The sequence below is a fragment of the Pseudomonas sp. MRSN 12121 genome (assembly GCF_000931465.1).
In the GTDB taxonomy this organism is placed as follows: domain Bacteria; phylum Pseudomonadota; class Gammaproteobacteria; order Pseudomonadales; family Pseudomonadaceae; genus Aquipseudomonas.
On record NZ_CP010892.1, the window covers coordinates 239,363 to 258,783 of the forward strand.

A 19,421-nucleotide genomic window follows, 5' to 3' on the forward strand; every position below is an offset into this window, starting at 1 on the left:
AGGCTCGGCAGCGGCTACAGGGATTGAGGTGTGGCAGCGGTAAAGGCCGCCATCAATCCGGCTGGAACGGCGAGGCGCTGAGGATCACTCCGGTTTCTTCCACGTACCGTTGCCAATGGCCGATCAGGGCGGCGAGCTTGTCCGGCTGGCTCTGCGCCAGGTCGTGGATTTCCCCGGGGTCCTGGCTCAGGTCGTACAGCTGCCAGGTCGCCGGGCCCACGGGGCCGGGGATGTACACGGCCTTCCACTGGCCCTGGCGGATGGCCCGGCGGCCGAACAGCTCCCAGCCGGTGACCGTGTGTTCGTCATGCACCTGCGCCGTCTCGCCGGACAGGAACCCCAGCCACGATTTACCGCGCAACGGCGCCACGTCCTTGCCGCGCCAGCGCTTGCCCGGATGGCGCACGCCGGCCAGGTCGAGGATGGTCGGGGTGATGTCCATCACCGTGCCGAAGCCGTGGCTGATCCGGCCCTTGAGCGACAGCTGCGGGTAATGCACCAGCGCCGGCACACGGATCCCGCCTTCGGTGGTGAACGCCTTGAACAGCCGTGACGGCGCGGTGGCGGCCTGGGCCCAGGCGGGGCCGTACCAGACATAGGAGTTGGCGCGGCCGATGTTGTCCAGGCTGTTGTCGTAGTGCTGGTTGAGGTAGGTCAAGAGTTCCGGGCCGAACTTGGGAAAGGCCTCCAGCAGCGCGCCTTCGGCACCGTTGTCGGACATGAACAGGATAAAGGTGTTGTCCAGCTGGCCCTGCTGGCGCAGGTAATCCACCACCCGGCCGATGTTCCAGTCCATGCGTTCGACCATCGCCGCGTAGACCTCCATGGCCCGCGCCGACACCTGCCGCTGCTCGTCGCTCAGGGCCTCCCATTCGGCGTTCAGGCGCACCAGCGGATGGGGTTCCACATCGGCGTCGATCAGCCCCAGCTGCTTGAGTTTCGCCAGGCGCTCCAGGCGCAGCGCCTCGGGGCCGGCGTCGTAGCGGCCACGGTACTTGGCGACCACTTCCGCGGGTGCCTGCAGCGGCCAGTGCGGTGCCGAGAAGGGCAGGTAGGCGAAGAACGGCCGGCTCTGGTCGCGCTCCTTGAGGTACTGCAACAGCTTGTCGCCGAAGGCGTCGGAGGAATAGAAATCCTGGGGCAGCTCGTCGATGAAACGGTCGTCCTCGATGTACAGCGCCGGGGTGGACTTGAGCAGGCCCGGAGTGGTCTCGTCGTAGGTCGGCTCGAACCCGTAGTGGTTGGCCGCGCCGGGCAGCAGCGAGAACGAACGCTCGAACCCGCGGGCGTGCGGCGCCAGCTCGGCGGTCAGGCCCAGGTGCCATTTGCCGCTCATCAGGGTCTGGTAGCCGGCCTCGCGCAGCAGTTCGGGCAGGGCCGCCACGCGGTCGTTGAGGTAGCCCTCGTAGCCCGGCTTGCCGATCAGGTCCGGGGTCAGGGCCTCGGCCATGGTGCCGATGCCGGCGATATGGTGGTCGGTGCCGGTGAGCAGCATGGAGCGGGTCGGCGAGCAGGTCGGTGCGGTGTGGAAGTCGGTCAGGCGCAGGCCGTTGAATGCCAGGGCATCGAGGTTCGGCGTGGCGATCTCGCCGCCGAACGCACCGAGGTCGGAGAAGCCCAGGTCGTCGGCGAGGATCACCAGGAAGTTGGGGCGTTGCGGCATCGATTCACTCCTTATCAGCAGGCAATAAAGGCCAGGGGCAGGTCATGGATCCGGGCGGGCTGGGGCAGTTGGTAGTGCTCGTCGCTGGTCAGTTCGTGGAGCAGTTCTTCGCGCAGTTGGTGGAAGTCGAAGCCGCTGCGCTGGCGCGGATGGGGCAGGGCGATGTCCACCACCCGCTTGATCCGGCCGGGGCGCGGTTCCATCACCACCACGCGGTCGGCGAGGAAGATCGCCTCCTCGACATCGTGGGTGACCAGCACCGTGGTGATCCGCGCGCGTTCGCGGATCGCCAGCAGCTCGTCCTGCATCTGCTGGCGAGTCAGCGCGTCGAGGGCGCCGAAGGGTTCGTCCAGCAGCAGGATGCGCGGGCTGGCCACCAGGCCACGGGCGATGGCCACCCGTTGCGCCATGCCGCCGGAGAGCTGGTGCGGGTAGGCGCGGGTGAAGTCGCGCAAGCCCACCAGTTCGATGAAGTCGGCGATCCGGGTTTGCCGCTCGGCAGCGCTCAAGGGTTCGTTGACCAGGCCCAGGCCGATGTTTTCCTCGACCGTCAGCCAGGGGAACAGGCGGTGTTCCTGGAACACGATGCCGCGTTCGCCGCCGATGCCGGTGACGGCCTTGCCGTCGACGCGGATTTCGCCGCGGAACTGGGTATCCAGGCCAATCAGCAGGCGCAGCAGGGTGGATTTGCCGCAGCCGCTGGAGCCGACGATGGCGACGAATTCACCCTCGGCGATCTCCAGGTTGAATTCGCGGATGGCCTCCAGCTCGCCGCCGGCGACGGCGAAGGACTTGCCCACCTGGTTGAAGCTGACAATGGGAGAAGGGGCGGGTGCGTTCATGCGTGTCTCCAGCGTGTGGCGCGAATTTCGATCTGTTGGCCAATGAGGTTGAGCAGCGCGCCGGTCAGGCCCACCAGGAGCATGCCGGCCATGATCAGGTCCATGCGCAGCAGCTGCTGGGCGCCGATCATCTGGCTGCCGATGCCGCCGTTGGACGGCATGAAGTATTCCGCGCCGATGGTCCCCAGCCAGGCGTAGATCAGGCTCAGGCGCAGCCCGGCGAAGATCCCCGGCGCGGCGCCCGGCAGCACCAGGCGGCGCAGGCGTTGCCAGAGGTCCAGGCGCAATACCTGGGCGGCTTCGTTCAATTGCGGCGACAGGTTGGCGACGCTGCGCTGGGTGGCGATGAACAGCGGGAAGAACGCGGCCAGTGCGACGAACACCGACTTCGCCAGTTCCCCGAGGCCGAACCAGGCGGTGAGCAATGGCACCCAGGCGAAAATGGCGATCTGGCGCAGCGCCGCCAGGGTCGGTCCGAAAATACGCTCGCTCAGGGACGACAGGCCCAGCAACAGGCCCAGGGCAAAACCCAGGCCGCCGCCCAGCAGCAGGCCGCCGAGGGTGCGTCGCAGGCTCAGGCCCAGGCCACCCGACAGGCTGCCGTCGAGCAGGCCGTTCCAGGTGGTGTCGAGCACTGCCAGCGGGCTCACCAGGATGTTGGCGTCGACCCATTCCAGCTGGTTCGCCAGTTGCCACAGCGCCAGCAGCGACAGCGGCAGCAGCCACGGCTGCAGCCGTTGCCAGCCCTGGTAGCGCGGGCCGCGGCGGATCTGCGCGATGGCCGGATGCGGCCAGTGCACCAGCGCCTTGTCCAGCAGGCCGACGCCGCGATCCAGGATCACTCCCAGTACGCCGATCACCACGATGCAGACGAAGACGATGTCCAGCATGAACAGCTGGCGCGCCCAGACCATCAGGTAGCCGATGCCTTCGCTGGAAGCCAGCAGTTCCACCGCCAGCAGCGAGGTCCAGCCGGTGGCCAGGGCCAGGCGCACGCCGGCCATGAAGGCGGGCAGGGCGGCGGGTAGCACCAGGCGCCGGATCAGCAGGTGCGGCGGCAGGCGCAGCACGGCGGCGGCCTCACGCAATCCGGGCTGGGCGTCGCGTACGCCGACCAGGGTGTGCAGGGTCACTGGCACGATGACGGCCTTGACCAGCACCACCAGCTTGAGCAGCTCGCCGATGCCGAAAAACACCATGAACAGGGGGATCCAGGCCAGGGTCGGGATTTGCGACAGGGCGGCGAACGTCGGGAACACCAGGCGCTCCAGGCGCCGGCTGGCTCCCAGGGCTGCGCCTAGCACGGCACCGGCGCCGATGCCCGCCAGCAGGCCCCAGAGCAGGCGTTGCAGGCTGATCGCCAGGTGGCTCCACAATTCGCCGCCGGCCAGTTCCAGCGCGCTGTGCCAGACCAGCGCGGGAGCCGGCAGGATCTGTTCGCTCATCCAGCCCTGCCGGCTGGCCAGCCACCAGAGGCCGAACAGCCCCAGCGGCAATAGCCAGGGCAACAGCCGCCGGTGGATGCGCGGCCAGGACAGTGGCTTATCGGCGGGCGCGGCCAACGGCAAGCTGAGCAGGGAAACACGGGCCATGGATGACCTCCGTTGTCGGATTGGGCTGCATCTTTCTGTTTTTTTGTTTGTTTGTAGGAGCGAGCGGGCGGCGATCCGACTTGCCCGCGATGACGGCCTCAAGGTCACCTCAGGGTCACAACCGGCCTGCGGCCTATCGCGGGCAAGTCGGATCGCCGCCCGCTCGCTCCTACAAGGTTGCGTTTGGTTATATAAAAAGTTGTATCGATGCTATTGGGAGATAAGAGAAGCCATTTAAGGCCTGCGGACGCTGCTGCATCCAATGCATTTGGCGAATATTTTCGATGCTGTTCATGCATGGCCCGCGCAGAGCCGCGTCCTGGCTGATTTATTCGAACGGGTTATTAAAATGTGAATTTTTAGTATTTAAATACCGCGTCGCCTTGGGCCTACCTTCTGCTCCTCAATGCCCGTCGCAGCCAGGAGCTCCACTTTATGAACCTTCCTTTCAAACGCGTCTTCAGCCTGTTCGCCGCGCCGGTCCTGGCGGGGCTCCTGGGATGCCTGCCGGTGCTGGCCCAGGCGGACGAGCTCAAGCAGATCCGCATCGCCGTACCGGACCTCAGCGCCGGGACCCAGCACAGCGGCGGCGGGATCACCGATGTACTGCGCCAGCAGCAGATCTTCGAGAAGGCCTTCGCCGACCAGGGCATCAGCATCCAGTGGAACTACTTCAAGGGGGCTGGTCCGGTGATCAACGAGGCCTTCGCCAATGACCAGGTGGACCTGGCCTACCTGGGCGACCTGGCGGCGATCATCGGCAAGTCCAACGGCCTGGACACCCGCCTGCTGAGCGCCTCCGCACGTGGGGTCAAGCAGTACCTGGGGGTGGTCCCGGGTTCGGGGATCAAGACCCTGCAGGACCTCAAGGGCAAGCGGGTCGCGGTGTTCCGTGGCACGGCCACGCAGCTGTCGCTGGACGCCGCGCTGGCCAGCCAGGGCCTGAGCGAGAAGGACCTGAAGATCATCAACCTCGATTTCAGCGCCGCGGTGGCGGCCCTGGCGGCGAAGCAGATCGACGCCACCTGGGGCGGCTCCAACCTCAACGCCTTGCAGGCCAAGGGGCTGGCCGAGGTGCCCTTGAACACCAAGGACCTGGGCGGCGTGGGTAGCGTGCAGGCGGTACTGGTGGGCAACGGCAAGTTCGTCGATGGCCATCCCGAGGTCGTGGAGAAACTGCTCAAGGCCCAGCAGCAGGCTGTGCAGTGGCTGACCCAGGACAGCAACAAGGAGGCCTACATCCAGCTGGTGTCGGGGCTGGCCAGCTACCCGCCGGTGGTCTTGCAGCAGGACCTCAAGGACCAGCGTTTCAGCGAGCTCTTCCCCTCCACCCTGGACCCGGTGTTCCTCGGCAAACTGCAGGACGCCGTGGACCTGGCCGCGCAGCAGCGGCTGATCCGCAAGCCGTTCAAGGTCAGCGAGTGGGTAGCGCCGCAGTTGGCTGCCGCCGGCCTCTAAATCCCATGGCGTTCCTGTAGCCGCTGCCGAGCCGCAGCGAGGCTGCGTCCGAGGACGCAGTCCTCGCCAAACCTGCCCACGCGGTTTTACGGGAGGAACGCGGTGCCTGGTTTTGCGGCCCCTGCGGGGCCGATCGCAGCCTCGCGCAGGCTCGGCAGCGGCTACGGGGTTTTGTGGGGGGGCCAGCAACTTCGAACGGCATGCCCCGCTTCTGTAGCCGCTGCCAAGCAGCAGCGAGGCTGCGTACGAGGACGCAGTCCTCGCCAAACCTGCCCACGCGGTTTTACGGGAGGAACGCGGTGCCTGGTTTTGCGGCCCCTGCGGGGCCGATCGCAGCCTCGCGCAGGCTCGGCAGCGGCTACGGGGTTTTGTGGGGGGGCCAGCAACTTCGAACGGCATGCCCTGCTTCTGTAGCCGCAGCCGAGCAGCAGCGAGGCTGCGCCCGAGGACGCAGTCCTCGCCAAACCTGGCCACGCGGTTTTTGCGGGAGGAACGCGGTGCCTGGTTTTGCGGCCCCTGCGGGGCCGATCGCAGCCTCGCAGGCTCGGCAGCGGCTACAGGGGTTTGTGGGGGCCCCAGCAATTTCGAACGGCATGCCCTGCTTCTGTAGCCGCTGCCGAGCAGCAGCGAGGCTGCGTCCGAGGACGCAGTCCTCGCCAAACCTGCCCACGCGGTTTTGCGGGAGGAAGGCGGTGCCTGGTTTTGCGGCCCCTGCGGGGCCGATCGCAGCCTCGCAGGCTCGGCAGCGGCTACAGGGTTTTGTGGGTGCCCCAGCAACTTCGAACGGCATGCCCTGCTTCTGTAGCCGCTGCCGAGCAGCAGCGAGGCTGCGTCCGAGGACGCAGTCCTCGCCAAACCTGCCCACGCGGTTTTGCGGGAGGAACGCGGTGCCTGGTTTTGCGGCCCCTGCGGGGCCGATCGCAGCCTCGCGCAGCTCGGCAGCGGCTACAGGGGCGGGGTGACCCGATAATCAGGTGGGTTTTTAAGGGCTTATACGGCAATGCTCACCTGCTGCCGATCCACCGCGACCAGCACTTCGATCATCTTGCGGGCCGCCGGGGAGAGGCGGAAGCCGGTGCGGCTGACGATGCCGCAACGGGCGTTCATGCTTTCGATGTTCTGCGGCAGGTTGCGCCAGTGCAGCAGCGCTAGGGAGCCTTGCTCGATGTCCTCGACGAAGGCTTCTTCGGTGCCCACGCCGATCGCGTTCGACTGCCGCACGATCTTCACCAGCGCCGGGAAGTGTTCGGTCTGGATGGTCGGGGAAAAGTCGATGCGGCCGCTGAGGTTGGCCAGCAATTTGCGGATACCCGGCGGAATCAGGGTGGTGGCCAGCGGGTAGTCGAACATGTCGTTGGTCGACAGGCTTTCCTTGGCCAGCAGCGGGTGCCCGGGGCGGCAGAAAAACACCCCGCGCTTGGGCGTCAGCGGTTGGGTCTGGAAGTTCGGGTCGGCCTCGAAATGGCGGATGTCGGCGATAAAGAATTCGATCTCTTCGCGGCTCAGGCTGCGGCTGAGTTTTTCCCAGTTATCCACCTCCAGGCAGATGCGCACCTTCGGATGGGCGCCGGTGAATTGCGCCACCGCGTCGGGCACCAGTTTCACCGCTGGCGCCGGGCCGCAGCCGAAGCGCAGTTCGCCGGCATCGAGCTTGGTCATCTGGGTCACTTCGCTGCTCAGCAAGGCCGCGCCCTGCACCAGGCTCAGGGCATGTTGCAGCACCACCTGGCCTTCGGGAGTGGGGCGCAGGTCCTTGTTGCCGCGGTCCACCAGCACGCAGCCGAACTCCTGTTCCAGCCCCTGGATACTGCGGCTGAAGGCCGGCTGGGTGATACCCATGGCGTCGGCCGCGCGGACGAAACTGCGGTGTTCGTTGAGGGCGATGAAGTAACGCAACTGGCGAAGATCCATATGCTTTCCCGGCATCCGAAAAATAGCCCGAAGGCATTTGCGACGAGTGAGGAATGAGGTTTTAAATGCAAGCTCTTATTCCGTCAACGAAGCATGTAAATATCTATTAGATCTAAATTGAATATAGATAGAGCGTTGTTTCGCTGCCGCCCAACCGTAAGCAGTCAGACGAGGGTCTACCCGATGAGCAATGCCGCACTAGCCGTTAAACCCGCTGTTCATGCGCTTGAGATTCACCCGGTGGCCGGCCGCATCGGCGCCGAGATCCGTGGCGTGCAACTTTCCGGCGCGCTGGACGCCGCCACCGTCGACGCCATCCAGCAGGCGCTGGTGGATTACAAGGTGATCTTCTTCCGCGGCCAGACCCATCTCGACGACCAGAGCCAGGAGGCCTTCGCCCACCTGCTCGGCGAGCCGGTGGCGCACCCCACCGTGCCGGTGCGCGACGGCACCCGCTACCTGCTCGAACTGGACGGCGCCGAGGGCCAGCGCGCCAACTCCTGGCACACCGACGTGACCTTCGTCGACGCCTACCCGAAAGCCTCGATCCTGCGCTCGGTGGTGGCCCCCGCCTCCGGCGGCGACACGGTCTGGGCCAACACCGCCACCGCCTACAACGAATTGCCGGTGGAGCTGCGGGAGCTGGCGGACAAGCTCTGGGCGGTGCACAGCAACGAGTACGACTACGCCGGGGCCAAGCCGGACGTGTCGGTGGAGAAGCTGGAGCGCTACCGCAAGGTTTTCACCTCCACCGTCTACGAGACCGAGCACCCGCTGGTGCGCGTGCACCCGGTGAGCGGCGAGAAGAGCCTGGTGCTCGGGCATTTCGTCAAGCGCATCAAGGGCTATACCCAGGCCGACTCGGCGCATCTGTTCAACCTGCTGCAAAGCCATGTCACGCGCCTGGAAAACACCGTGCGCTGGCGCTGGAGCGTCGGTGACGTGGCGATCTGGGACAACCGTTCGACCCAGCATTACGCGGTCGACGACTACGGCACCCAGGACCGCATCGTGCGCCGCGTGACCCTCAAGGGCGACGTGCCGGTGGGCGTGCACGGGCAGCGCAGCCAGACCATCAAGGGGCTGTGACAGGGGCTTGTCGCGGGGTTGCAAGGAGGCAACCCCGTGGCACTGGCGAGATCGTTATCGCGGGCAAGCCTCGCTCCTACAGTTATCACTGAACTGTAGGAGCGAGCGGGCGGCGATCCGACTTGCCCGCGATGAGGTCCTCGAAACCACCGCCTTCACCACACCCCGATCTGCACCACCTTTTCCGCCTCCGGCTCGCCATAACGAAAGCGCTGCCCGCGCAGGTCGATTTCCGCATGGCTGATGGTGGTCCGCCGCTTCAACCCGCGCAGCCAATCGAACAGATACCCCAGATGCTCTTCGCGCACCGCGGCATAGGCCGGGTCGGCGCCGAGGTCGTGCAATTCCTCGGGATCGTTGTGCAGGTCGAACAGCTGCGGGCGGAAGCCGTCGTAGGCCAGGTATTTCCAGCGCTCGCTGCGCACCATGGTCATGCGGCAGCGGTCGATGGGCTGCGCCAGGCGCTCGCGGGCCGGGGCCTGGAAGGCATAGTCGTATTCGCTGATGGCGTAGCGGCGCCAGTCGTCGGCCGTACCGTGCAGCAGCGGGATCAGCGAGCGGCCTTCCAGCCGGTGCTCGGCGCCGGGCAGCCCCAGGGCTTCGAGAAAAGTCGGCAGCGCATCGATGGTTTCCACCAGGCGCTCGTCCACCCTGCCACGGCTGATGTCCGCCGCCGGCCGCGGGTCGCGCACGATCAGCGGCACACCCACCGCCGGCTCTAGTAAAAACTCCTTTTCCCCCAGCCAGTGGTCGCCGAGAAAGTCGCCATGGTCGCTGGTGAACACGATCAGCGTGTCGTCCCAGCGACCGCTGCTTTGCAGGAAATCGAACAGCCGACCGAGCTGATCGTCCACCTGCTTGATCAGGCCCATGTAGGTCGGCACCACGTTCAGGCGCACTTCGTCGCGGGAGAAATTCAGGCTCTCCTGATGCTGGCGAAAGGCGGCGTACACCGGGTGGTCGCTGGCCTTGTCGGCGGCGGCACGCACCGGGGCGATGACCTGCTCGGCCGTGTACAGCGCGTGGTAGGGCGCCGGCGCGATATAGGGCCAGTGCGGCTTGATGTAGGACAGGTGCAGGCACCAGGGCTGGTCGCCCTGCTCCTGGATGAAGTCCAGGGCGCGGTCGGTGGTGTAGACGGTTTCCGAGTGCTGCTCGGGGACGCGGGCCGGCAGGTGGGCGTGGCGCATTTTCCAGCCGCTGAGGATTTCGCCCTGTGCGCCTTCGGCGGCGTTGGCCCAGTCGTGCCATGGATTGCGCCCCGGGTAGCCCTGCTCGCGCAGGTACTGGGTGTAGGGCGCCGACTCGCGCTTGTCGTCGAACAGCGGGCTGTCGGGGAAGATCCCGTCGTGGCGCAGGTAGGGCTCGAAACCCACCTCGTTGAGGGCTTCGGCCTGCTGGCTCTCGGGGTCGATGGCCAGGCGTTGCAAGGCATCGAGGTTGGGCGTGGCGTGGGTCTTGCCCACCAGCGCGGTGCGGATGCCGTGGGGGCGCAGGTAGTCGCCGAGGGTCAGCTCTTCCAGGGGCAGTGGTACGGCGTTCCACGCCACCTGATGGCTGCTGACGTAACGCCCGGTGTAGGCCGACATCCGCGACGGCCCGCAAATGGTGCCCTGGGTGTAGGCGCGGGTGAAACGCACGCCGGCGGCGGCCAGGCGGTCGATGTTCGGCGTGTGCAGGTGGGGGTGGCCGTAGCACGACAGGTAATCGCGACGCAGCTGGTCGCACATGATGTACAGCACGTTGCGCACGGGTGGGGCGGGGTTGGACATGGGGTTCACCGATCGAAAGACAGGTGAGGGTTTTCGCTTTCGCCGGGCATGATCACAAGCGCATTTGGCGCATGCTTTTCATGCGTGGTGTGCATCGCTCTTGAGGACGTCATCGCGGGCAAGCTCCGCTCCTACAGTAGGAGCGGAGCTTGCCCGCGATTGGGCCGGATCAGACCGCAAAGTTCTCCAGCGAACACAGGTCCTCATCCACCGCATCGGTACGCTTGATCTCCTCGATCATCGCCTCGGCCAGCGGCGACAGCCGGTAGCCGGCGCGGCTGACGATGCCGTAGCGGGTGTACAGCTCTTCCAGGTCGTCGGCCAGCCCCTCGATCTTCAGGCACACCAGCTCGTCCCGGGCGTTGTGCAGCGCGTCGCTGTAGGAACCGATGATGCCGATCGCGTCCGAACGCAGCACCACGCCGAGCAGGCTGTAGCTGTTCTCGCATTCCACATTGGGGGTGAAGTCCGGCCGGCCGCTGAGGTCGACTATGACCTTGCGCAGGTTCGGCGGGCGGATGGTCACGGCCAGGGGGTAACTCATCAACTCGGCGGCGCTGACGCTTTCCAGGGCCGCCAGGGGGTGCCCGGCGCGGCAGCAGAAATGCCATTTGCGCGGGCGCAGGCGCTGGGTCAGGTAATCCGGGTCGGCCTCGAACTGCCGGGTGTCGGCGACGAAGAACTCGAACTCTTCGCTGAGCAGGCGCTTGCTCAAGGTTTGCCAGTCATCCACCTGGAACTGCACCCGCGCCTTGGGGTAACGCCCGATAAAGCTGCCGATGGCCCGGGGGATCAAGCCCGCCGCCGGTGCCGGGCCGCAGCCGAAGCGCAGTTCGCCGGCCTCCAGGCCGTTGAACTGGCTGATCTCGTTGGCCAGTTGCTGCGCGCCGCTGACCAGCCGCCGCGCATGTTCGAGCAGCACCAGCCCCTGCTTGGTCGGCGCCAGGTCCTTGCGCCCGCGGTCCACCAACTGGCAGCCGACGCTGTGCTCCAGCGCCTGGATGCTACGGCTGAAGGCCGATTGCGACAGGTTCACCGCCGCCGCGGCCGCGACAAAGCTGCGCTGTTCGGCGAGGGCGATGAAGTGACGGAGCTGGCGCAGATCGATATGCATTTTTCACATTGAAAATATCGGGGAAATGCATTGGCTATGCATTAGGTCGACTCTTTATAAAGGCAATCTCTTATTCCGTAAATCTTCGTAAAAACATAAATAAATATCCAAAAAGAATATACGAGTCTGCCAGTTTCATCCTCCAGGAGCCGCCCATGAGCCCGTTGCATCGTCTGTCCCCCCCTTCGCCCCGACGGCTCAAGCGCCTGCCGCTGGCCTTGCTGCTGGCCGGTAGCGCCAGCTGGTCCCAGGGCTATGCCGCCGAACCGGCAACCGCCGCCGACACCCCGGCGGGCGCCAAGGCGTCGAAGCCCGCCGCCAGCGGCCAGCTGGAAACCGTGACCGTGACCGCGCGCCGTCGCGAGGAGAGCGCCCAGGATGTGCCGACGCCGATGAGCGTGATCGGTGGCCAGGCCCTGGAGAGCCAGCGGGTCTATCGCATCCAGGACCTGCAGCAACTGGTGCCCAGCGTCAATGTCGCCTACATGCATGCGCGCCAGTCCAGCGTGTCGATCCGCGGCCTGGGCAACAACCCGGCCAGCGACGGCCTGGAAGGCAGCGTCGGGCTGTATATCGACAACGTCTATCTGGGACGGCCGGGCATGGCGGTGTTCGACCTGATGGACATCGAGCAACTGGAGGTATTGCGCGGACCCCAGGGCACCCTGTTCGGCAAGAACACCACCGCCGGGGTGATCAATATCAGCACCCGCGCGCCGAGCTTCACCCCCGAGCGCAGCATCGAGACGTCGGTGGGCGAGGACGGTTACTTCCAGACCAAGGGCACGATTTCCGGGCCGTTGAACGACGAGCTGGCCGGGCGCTTCTCGGCGTATCGCACCCGCAGCGACGGCGACATCAAGAACGAATACGACGGCCATGACCTCAACGGCGGCTCGCGCCAGGGCTTCCGTGGCCAACTGCTGTACAAGCCCAACGAGAGCTTCAACCTGCGCTGGATCGGCGACTACAACGAAGAAGATTCCAGCGCCGGCACCCGGGTGCTGTACAGCACCGGGCCGACCATCAACGGCACCAACGTCTACCAGTCGCGGGCCAACGCGGCCGGCGCCACCCTGGTGGACGGCACGCACCGCAAGGTCAACCTGGACAACGATCAGCACGTCACGGTGTTCCAGGGCGGCACCTCGCTGGAGGCCAACTGGACCCTGCCCAGCGACTTCACCCTGACCTCGGTCAGTTCCTACCGCTGGTGGAACTTCACCCCGCGCAACGACGACGGCTTGAACGTGCCGGCGACCTACAACGCCGGGGTCTCGGTGGAGGACAAACAGTGGTCCCAGGAATTCCGCCTGGCTTCGCCCACCGGCGGTTTCTTCGACTACGTGCTCGGTGCCTATTACTTCGGCTCCGACCTGGACAACAAATCCTTCGCCTATTACGGACCCCAGGCCGACATCTGGAACGGCACGCCGAGCGGCGCGCTGAACAACGTCACCAGTATCGGCAAGGGGCATATCCGCACCGACAGCTTCGCCCTGTTCGGCCAGGGCACCTGGCACCTCACCGAGCGCCTGGACTTCACCGCCGGCCTGCGCGGCACCTATGAAGAGAAAAACGCCTGGGTCAACCGCAATGCGCCAGTGGGGGGCGCCGCGGTAACCGGCGCGGCAGCCACCGCGCGGCGCGGGCGCGCCGGCGCCTACGACTCCGGCGACCTCAACCAGTACAGCACCAGCCCTTCGGGCCTGCTCAACCTCAGCTACCGCTTCACCGACGATTTGCTGGGCTATGCCACCTTGTCCCATGGCGAGAAGTCCGGTGGGGTCAACCTGGTGGTGGGCTCGGCGCCCACCGCCGGCGCCGACTCGCTGCTGGTCGGCACCGAACGCGCCAACAACGCCGAGCTGGGCTTCAAGAGCACCCTGTGGGACAAGCGCCTGCAACTCAACGCCAACCTGTTCTGGACCCAGGTCAACGGCTACCAGACCAACGCCTACGACGCCGCCAACCGCGTGCAGTATCTGACCAACGCCGGCTCGGTGCGCTCACGCGGCGTGGAGTTCGAAAGCACGCTGATCCCTGTCCGTGGCCTGACCCTGAACTTCAACGGCTCCTACAACGACGTCAGCTACCTGTCCTACAAGGATGCGCCATGCCCACCCGAGGTCAGCCTGCGCCCGGGCGCCCCGGCCTCCTGCGACCTCAGCGGCCACCAGGTGGTCGGCGCCTCGAAGTGGATCGGCAACGCCAACGGCGAATACAAGTGGAACCTGGACAACGGCCTGGAACCCTACGTCACCGGCAGCTACGCCTTCCGCTCCAAGGCGGTGGGCACGGTGGAAGATTCCGACTACGGCCAGATCCCCAGCTACGCGGTGGTCAACCTCTCCACCGGCCTGCGCGGCAACTACGAGCAAGGGCAGTGGGACGTGTCGCTCTGGCTGAAAAACGCCTTCGACAAGACCTACTACACCACCCTGTGGACTGGCGGGAACGGCGGCTATGAAGGCCTGCTGGGGACGCCGCGGACCCTGGGCGTGACCGGGCGTTACGATTTCTGACCGCTGCTCTGTAGGAGCGAGGCTTGCCCGCGATAGCGCCCGTCCTGACACACCACGGTGTCAGTATCGCGGGCCATCGAGTATCGAGCGGCTGCTCCTGCAGAAGTCGGTTTATTTGTTTTCAAGCAGGATGACTCTGTAATTGCGCTGCACTCGGTCGTGGAAGTCCGGGTGCGGCGGCCCCTATTCCACTGGCAAGGTTGCCACGTTGCTGTTCTGGCAACCCTCGAATTGAGAGAATATCGGCAGTAGAAATAACATCTGTTTTATGAAGGGATTCTGGCGCTGATGTGGCTGATTACGTATTTGCTCAACTAATCTTCCAGCATTGAATATTTCCGTTTTTCATCAGTTGGCTGATTAGCTGCTCTGATATATCAATTTCTGGATAATCTGAATCATCGTCTACAGGGGTGACCAATAAGTTGAATTCATCAACGGGGTCGTCGCGTAAATCATCCTCAGGGAGTGGCGTTCCTAAAAGTGCATAGTTAAGGTTTGGTGTCCTGGCTAGAAAAGCGGGGAATTCCTCATACATGCCTTCTTTGTCTTGCTCAAAGGTGAGGCCGAGAATGTCCCCGATAACAGTGGCTGTATGTTCCAATGAGCCGATTGGAGTTAAGCCAATATCGGCAAACTCTCTATAGGTTACGGTTTTCATATTGCTTTCCTTGTTCAATGAAGAATAGTTGAAAGTCGCCTTTTTCCTGGAGTCTTTCAATTTCCTTGTGAGTGAATATACGAAAGGTGAAACGGTCACTTCTGAGCCCAGAGAACTCTATACGCTGCCTTAGGGATTTATCAATTTCTTTTTGGATTCTTGAAACCTTGACAATACGGTTTCCACTTCTGAATAGGTAACTTTTATTGAAATTTGCAGCAAGTCTGTCACTCACTATGAAGGCATCAACATCAAAGTCTGATGGGTCAAATGGGGCATTGCCTTTGTGTGGCCCCTTTTGTCCTCGAGCCAGGCTGCCACGGAATCCAATTCGTGCGTTTCCGTCAAGCTGGGTTATTTCTTTTATATGAGGTTGAACAACTTCCTCTAAAGCCGAAGTTATTTCCGCACGTTTGCCGGTCAGCATAGAAGTTAGCGAGGGGACTTTACCTTTAAATCCGGGGACGAACTTACTGGTGATGGACCTTGTAACACTCATCAATCCCAGTGGATCCACCCATCCCGTAGGGCTGGGCACATATTGATAACTATTAAGCCCCCCCGCCAGCTTGATCGGATCCGGTGTTAGAAAGCGGCCGATACCCGGGTTGTAGTAACGATGCCGGTTGTAGTGCAGCCCGGTTTCGGCATCGAAATACTGCCCCTGGAACCGTAACGGATTATCGATTTCCTCAATATCCAGCGCAGCCAGGTTGCCATAGGCCCGATACCTGGCCGACCACATGATGTCGCCGCTGTAGTCCGTCAGTTCCTGTGGCGTGCCGAGGTGGTCGAGTTGGTAGTAAAAGGGTTCGGCCTTGAGCGGGCCTTCGCCGTCGAGCATGGCCAAGGGGCGGAAGGTGTCGGGTTCATAGAGGTAGCTGCGGTAGCGATTTTCAGCGCTTTCGGCGATCAGCCGATCGCCTTGCCACAAGAATTCAGTGGTGCGGCCGTCGACGGTCTTGGCGATACGCCGGCCGAAGGCGTCGTATTGGTAGGTCGCGGTACTGCCCCCGGGGAGGCTGACACCGATCAGCCGATGCTGGCAGTCGTAGCGGTACTCGGTGACCAGCTTCTGCCCGGTGCCGCGGCGTTCGCGGCTGAGGTTGCCGAAGGCGTCGTAGTCGAAGTGGCGGTCGCCCTGCATCAGCAGGCGGTTGCCTTTGACATTGGCCTGATCGGTGACGGGCTGGTCGCCACCGCCCAGCAGGTTGCCGGCGGGGTCGTGGGCGAAGCTTTCCGGGGTGCTGCCGCGCACGTGAATCAGACGGTCGAGCGGGTCGTACTGGTAGCGGCGATTGCCTTTGCGGCTGTCTTCGATGCCCGCGAGATTACCGTTGGCGTCGTAGGCGTAGCGGCGTTTCAGCAGATTGTGGTTTTGCTGGCTGATGTCATGGGCGCGTAGGCGTCCCTGGTCGTCGTACTGGTACTGGCTCAGCAGCAACCCTTGCTGGCGCTGGCTTTCGAGGCCGGCGCCGTACTGGTGACGGGTCAGGCGCGCGCCGTTGAGGTCGATGCCGCTCAGTTGGCCGCCGGGTTGGTAGTGGTAATCGAGCTTGCTGCCATCCGGCAGGCGGCAGTGGCTGAGTTGGCCGAGTGCGTCGTACTGGTAGCGCAGGGTGCCCCAGCCCTGGTGTTCGGTGATCAGGCGGTCTTGCAGGTCGTATTCATAGGCCAGCGGCCAATGACCGTCGTCGACCCCGACCAGGCGGCCCAGGGTGTCATAGCTGTAGTGGATCTTTTCGCCATCGGCCAGGGTCTTCACCAGCACGCGGCCGCTGGCATCGCGCTGGTAGGCGGTGACCCGCTCGCTGCCGTCGTCGCCGAATTCGGTTTTCTTCAGCAGGTTGCCGTTGAGATCGTAGGTGTAGGCGGTACGGCGTCCGTCGAAGCCGGTCTCCTGCTGCAGCAGGCCGTTGGGGTAGTAGTCCAGGCGATACTGCTCGCCGCGTTCATTTTCGATCCCGGTCAGCCACAGGCGGGTGCTGTCGTACCGGTAATCGAGCTGGCTGCCATCGGGGTTGATGCGTCGACTGACCAGGTGCAGCCCGTCGGCGTATTCGTAGCGCGTGATGCGCCCCAGCTCGTCGCGCTCGCCGGTGACCTTGCCGTAGGCGTTGTAGCTGAAGGCACGGCTGGCGCCACCGGGCAGGGTGATCAGGCTGAGGCGGTTGGCGGCGTCCCATTGGTAGTGGGTGATGGCGCCGTTTTCGTCCTGGCGGGTGATCTGCCGGCCCAGGGCGTCGTAGCGGTATTTGCGCTGGCTACCGTCGGGCAGGTGTTCTTCCAGCAGTTGGCCAAGGTTGTTCCAGCCCAGCCGGTGGTGGCTCTCGTCGGGATAACGGATCTCCAGCAGGCGGCCCTGGCGATCGTAGCTGTAGCGGGTGGCATGGCCGTCAGGGTCGGTCTGGCGGGTGATATCGCCTTGAGCGTTGTACTCATAGGCCCAGCTCGCCTGGCCACAATGCATTTCACTGACCAGCCCGTTTTCGTACTCGTAGGTGATGGGCTCGTCTTCGGGCGTAATCACCGCGACTTGCTGGCCGGCCTCGTCGTACTGGTATTCGGTGATGGCGCCCAGCGGGTCCTGCTCGGCAATCAACCGGCCCTTGTCGTCATAGGCCTTGCGGTACTCGGCACCGCTGGGATCGACTTTGCCGATCAGCCGGGCCTGACCGTCATGGGTATAGATCTCTTCGCTGCCATCGGCATAGATGACCGTGACGCTGCCCTGGTCATCCCAGACGTAACGCTGGCTGACCTGGGCAAAGCTGGCCCAGTGCCGAACGCAGCGGGAGTGCTTGCCCTGGCGTTCCCATTCCCAATAGAAGCTCGCCCCGCCCGCCAGCTGTCGTTCGAGAATGACGTGCTGCTCGTTATAGCGGTAGTGCTCGGCTTCGCCTGCCGCGTTCTTGGCCTCTATCAAGTGGTGTTGCGCGTCATAGCGGTAGCTGACCAGGGTCTTGAGCGTGCTCCAGCTGTCTTCCTGGGTGTCCGCGGGGACGAACTGCTGGTAGTCGACGGCGACGATGTGGCTGCGGTCATAACGCAGTAGCAGGGCGCGGCCGGCGCCATTGTCGAGGCGTTTGATCCGCCCCTGGATATCGCGGGTGATGTGCAGGCGGTTGTCATAGGCATCGCTGATGGCGACCAGCGTTGCGCCCCGGTCGTTGTAGCGAAAGTGAAAGAGCTGCGCGGTCTCGCCGGCCTGGCTGAGGATCAGCTCGGCAGGGTCGTCGCCGCGAAAGATCGCCGCCCGTGACAGCGTGTTGGTGATGGTCGGGCGTTGCTCGTCGGGCAAGGGGAAGGTCATCGAGCGGTTTTCGTGGTCGGTCCAGACGACGCTGTCACCCTGGATTTCCAAGCGTTGGGCGAGGGCATGGCTCCAGCCATGGCCCAGGCCGCAGTCGATTTCGGCGGCACTGGTGCGATACAGGCGGGTCCACTGGAAGGGCAGCAAGCCATCCAGTTCGCCGTCGGTCAGCGTCAGCAGTTCCTCGCCGGTCACCATGGACACCGGGCAACCATTGGTGCAGGTATTGCTGGCGGCGTCGTTGATTTGCTGATCGGGGGTGGTGGCCCCACTGGAGGCGTCGGGCAGCATTGGCGGGCTGTTCAGCCGGCTGTTGCGCTTGCCATCGAAGTAGAGTTTTACCAGGCCGTTCTTGACCAGCGTCGTTACACCGCGTGCGGCCACGGTTGTGTATTGCTCGAGGTATTGGATACGGGCATCGGTGATCGTACTGACGGCGGCAAGAAAGTCATTCACCGCCTCGAAGTCGTTCCTGGCGTTCAGCCGGCGGTTCAGGTAGTTATCCCCAAGCCCGCCAGAGGCAATGTTCAGCACCACGGCCAGCACCATGTCGATCAAGGCCGAGATGATGTTGGAAGAAATGGTGAGGGCCGTCGTATCGGAGTACTGGGTGGGTGGCAGTGCGCTGAGCCAGATCGAGGCGCTGCGTACCAGCAGGAACAGAGCGGCTTCATCGCTGGCCAGTAGCATCGCCCGCTTCATGGCCTCGGGCTGAGTTTGCGCCAGCTCTACCAGTGATTGCGCCTCGTCTTCCAGTCGTCTGGAATGCCTCTTGGGATCCTTCAGGATATTGAGAATCCACCGGATTCGGCGCCAGACGCCGTTGATGGTGCTCCTGTCTGCGGCAAAGATTCCCACTTGTTTTGGGTACAGCCATGTATAGCCCGACTGTTTTGGCCACTGCGGCTTGAAGCGGGCCCACTCTGCACGGAGCCAGTGTTCCAGTGCGCCGCCAAGCTTGTCATAGAGGTCAAACAGGATATCGATATCTGCCGGCGTCACCTTGTTGTGCACGCGAATCTTGTAGTACTCGCCGGGGGTTCCCTGGAAACTTCCCTTGCCCTTTGAATCAAGCCTCAGCGTGGCCTGTGTAGCCCCCAGCAGAGAAACCACTTCGACCTGGATGCCGCCAAGAGGAATGTCATGGGCCGATTTCAGTTTGCTCTCGATCAGCAGTGGTTCCCCGAGTGGGCATCGAGCAAGGCAAGAGAGCGGAATTTCAAAGTCTGAGAGGTGGATACCGCTGTATCCGATCACATCCTCCATGGCCAGCAGGGAAGGCCTTCTACTTTTGAAGAGAAGGTCTTGCGGGGCTTGGGCATACCAGTTTTTGAGCTGCTCGTGATAACGCACCAGGCTGTTTTTGAAGGTATCCAGTTGCTGCTCGATTGCGCTTATGGGGCCCATCACGTCGCTCCGGAATCAGGTGGTCAGGTAGCACCTCATTTGGCTGTCCGATGGTTCTTTCGATGGCGTTCCAG

General features: G+C 63.9%; 11 protein-coding genes. 3 read left to right on the top strand and 8 right to left on the bottom strand.

All coding sequences use genetic code 11. The features are described from left to right. Nucleotides 1-52: 52 nt before the first annotated feature. From TO66_RS01090 to TO66_RS01100, 3 genes are read right to left on the bottom strand one after another with little or no spacing between them, the layout of a single operon-like run. The gene (locus TO66_RS01090) at nucleotides 53-1,663 is read right to left on the bottom strand and encodes an arylsulfatase (protein WP_044460577.1); all 1,611 of its coding nucleotides are present in this window, start codon (nucleotides 1,661-1,663) and stop codon (nucleotides 53-55) included. A gap of 14 nt (nucleotides 1,664-1,677) precedes the next feature. After that, the gene (locus TO66_RS01095; protein WP_044460578.1) at nucleotides 1,678-2,505 is read right to left on the bottom strand and encodes an ABC transporter ATP-binding protein; all 828 of its coding nucleotides are present in this window, start codon (nucleotides 2,503-2,505) and stop codon (nucleotides 1,678-1,680) included. After that, the gene (locus tag TO66_RS01100) at nucleotides 2,502-4,097 is read right to left on the bottom strand and encodes an ABC transporter permease (RefSeq protein WP_044460579.1); all 1,596 of its coding nucleotides are present in this window, start codon (nucleotides 4,095-4,097) and stop codon (nucleotides 2,502-2,504) included. The genes TO66_RS01095 and TO66_RS01100 overlap by 4 nt, the downstream gene beginning before the upstream one ends. 435 nt (nucleotides 4,098-4,532) lie before the next feature. Between TO66_RS01100 and TO66_RS01105 the strand changes: the two genes are divergently transcribed. After that, nucleotides 4,533-5,555, top strand: coding sequence for an ABC transporter substrate-binding protein (locus tag TO66_RS01105; RefSeq protein ID WP_044460580.1), 1,023 nt, complete (start codon nucleotides 4,533-4,535; stop codon nucleotides 5,553-5,555). Nucleotides 5,556-6,545: 990 nt separating this feature from the next. Here the strand turns inward: TO66_RS01105 and TO66_RS01110 are convergent. Then, the gene (locus TO66_RS01110) at nucleotides 6,546-7,466 is read right to left on the bottom strand and encodes a LysR family transcriptional regulator (RefSeq protein ID WP_044460581.1); all 921 of its coding nucleotides are present in this window, start codon (nucleotides 7,464-7,466) and stop codon (nucleotides 6,546-6,548) included. Between the two features lie 183 nt (nucleotides 7,467-7,649). Between TO66_RS01110 and TO66_RS01115 the strand changes: the two genes are divergently transcribed. Then, complete coding sequence (locus TO66_RS01115; RefSeq protein ID WP_044460582.1) at nucleotides 7,650-8,555, top strand: TauD/TfdA family dioxygenase; 906 nt, start codon at nucleotides 7,650-7,652, stop codon at nucleotides 8,553-8,555. Between the two features lie 155 nt (nucleotides 8,556-8,710). On the opposite strand, the gene TO66_RS01120 is transcribed toward TO66_RS01115, so the two are convergent. Next, nucleotides 8,711-10,327 (bottom strand): alkaline phosphatase family protein, encoded by a 1,617-nt coding sequence (locus TO66_RS01120; protein WP_044460583.1) that lies wholly within the window; start codon nucleotides 10,325-10,327, stop codon nucleotides 8,711-8,713. A 169-nt stretch (nucleotides 10,328-10,496) separates the two neighbouring features. Beyond that, nucleotides 10,497-11,441 carry a LysR family transcriptional regulator gene (locus TO66_RS01125; protein WP_044460584.1) on the bottom strand — a complete coding sequence of 315 codons (945 nt, stop codon included), beginning with the start codon at nucleotides 11,439-11,441 and terminating at the stop codon, nucleotides 10,497-10,499. Between the two features lie 155 nt (nucleotides 11,442-11,596). On the opposite strand from TO66_RS01125, the gene TO66_RS01130 reads away from it, so the two are divergent. After that, a complete protein-coding gene (locus TO66_RS01130; RefSeq protein WP_044460585.1) occupies nucleotides 11,597-13,966 on the top strand; it encodes a TonB-dependent receptor in 2,370 nt (789 codons plus the stop codon). 310 nt (nucleotides 13,967-14,276) lie between these two features. Here TO66_RS01130 and TO66_RS01135 read toward each other — a convergent pair whose 3' ends face one another. Together TO66_RS01135 and TO66_RS01140 are read right to left on the bottom strand one after the other, a co-directional pair. After that, nucleotides 14,277-14,627: a hypothetical protein gene (locus TO66_RS01135; RefSeq protein ID WP_044460586.1), complete on the bottom strand. Its 351-nt coding sequence runs from the start codon at nucleotides 14,625-14,627 to the stop codon at nucleotides 14,277-14,279. Beyond that, nucleotides 14,608-19,347 carry an RHS repeat-associated core domain-containing protein gene (locus TO66_RS01140; protein ID WP_148558694.1) on the bottom strand — a complete coding sequence of 1,580 codons (4,740 nt, stop codon included), beginning with the start codon at nucleotides 19,345-19,347 and terminating at the stop codon, nucleotides 14,608-14,610. The genes TO66_RS01135 and TO66_RS01140 overlap by 20 nt, the downstream gene beginning before the upstream one ends. Between the last annotated feature and the right edge of the window lie 74 nt (nucleotides 19,348-19,421).

Excerpts from the sequence above, each read along its gene's own strand:
- TO66_RS01130 (WP_044460585.1), top strand. The coding sequence starts at position 11,597 with ATGAGCCCGTTGCATCGTCTGTCCCCCCCTTCGCCCCGACGGCTCAAG.
- TO66_RS01120 (WP_044460583.1), bottom strand. The coding sequence starts at position 10,327 with ATGTCCAACCCCGCCCCACCCGTGCGCAACGTGCTGTACATCATGTGC.
- TO66_RS01140 (WP_148558694.1), bottom strand. The coding sequence starts at position 19,347 with ATGGGCCCCATAAGCGCAATCGAGCAGCAACTGGATACCTTCAAAAAC.
- TO66_RS01095 (WP_044460578.1), bottom strand. The coding sequence starts at position 2,505 with ATGAACGCACCCGCCCCTTCTCCCATTGTCAGCTTCAACCAGGTGGGC.
- TO66_RS01135 (WP_044460586.1), bottom strand. The coding sequence starts at position 14,627 with ATGAAAACCGTAACCTATAGAGAGTTTGCCGATATTGGCTTAACTCCA.
- TO66_RS01115 (WP_044460582.1), top strand. The coding sequence starts at position 7,650 with ATGAGCAATGCCGCACTAGCCGTTAAACCCGCTGTTCATGCGCTTGAG.
- TO66_RS01100 (WP_044460579.1), bottom strand. The coding sequence starts at position 4,097 with ATGGCCCGTGTTTCCCTGCTCAGCTTGCCGTTGGCCGCGCCCGCCGAT.
- TO66_RS01110 (WP_044460581.1), bottom strand. The coding sequence starts at position 7,466 with ATGGATCTTCGCCAGTTGCGTTACTTCATCGCCCTCAACGAACACCGC.
- TO66_RS01105 (WP_044460580.1), top strand. The coding sequence starts at position 4,533 with ATGAACCTTCCTTTCAAACGCGTCTTCAGCCTGTTCGCCGCGCCGGTC.
- TO66_RS01125 (WP_044460584.1), bottom strand. The coding sequence starts at position 11,441 with ATGCATATCGATCTGCGCCAGCTCCGTCACTTCATCGCCCTCGCCGAA.
- TO66_RS01090 (WP_044460577.1), bottom strand. The coding sequence starts at position 1,663 with ATGCCGCAACGCCCCAACTTCCTGGTGATCCTCGCCGACGACCTGGGC.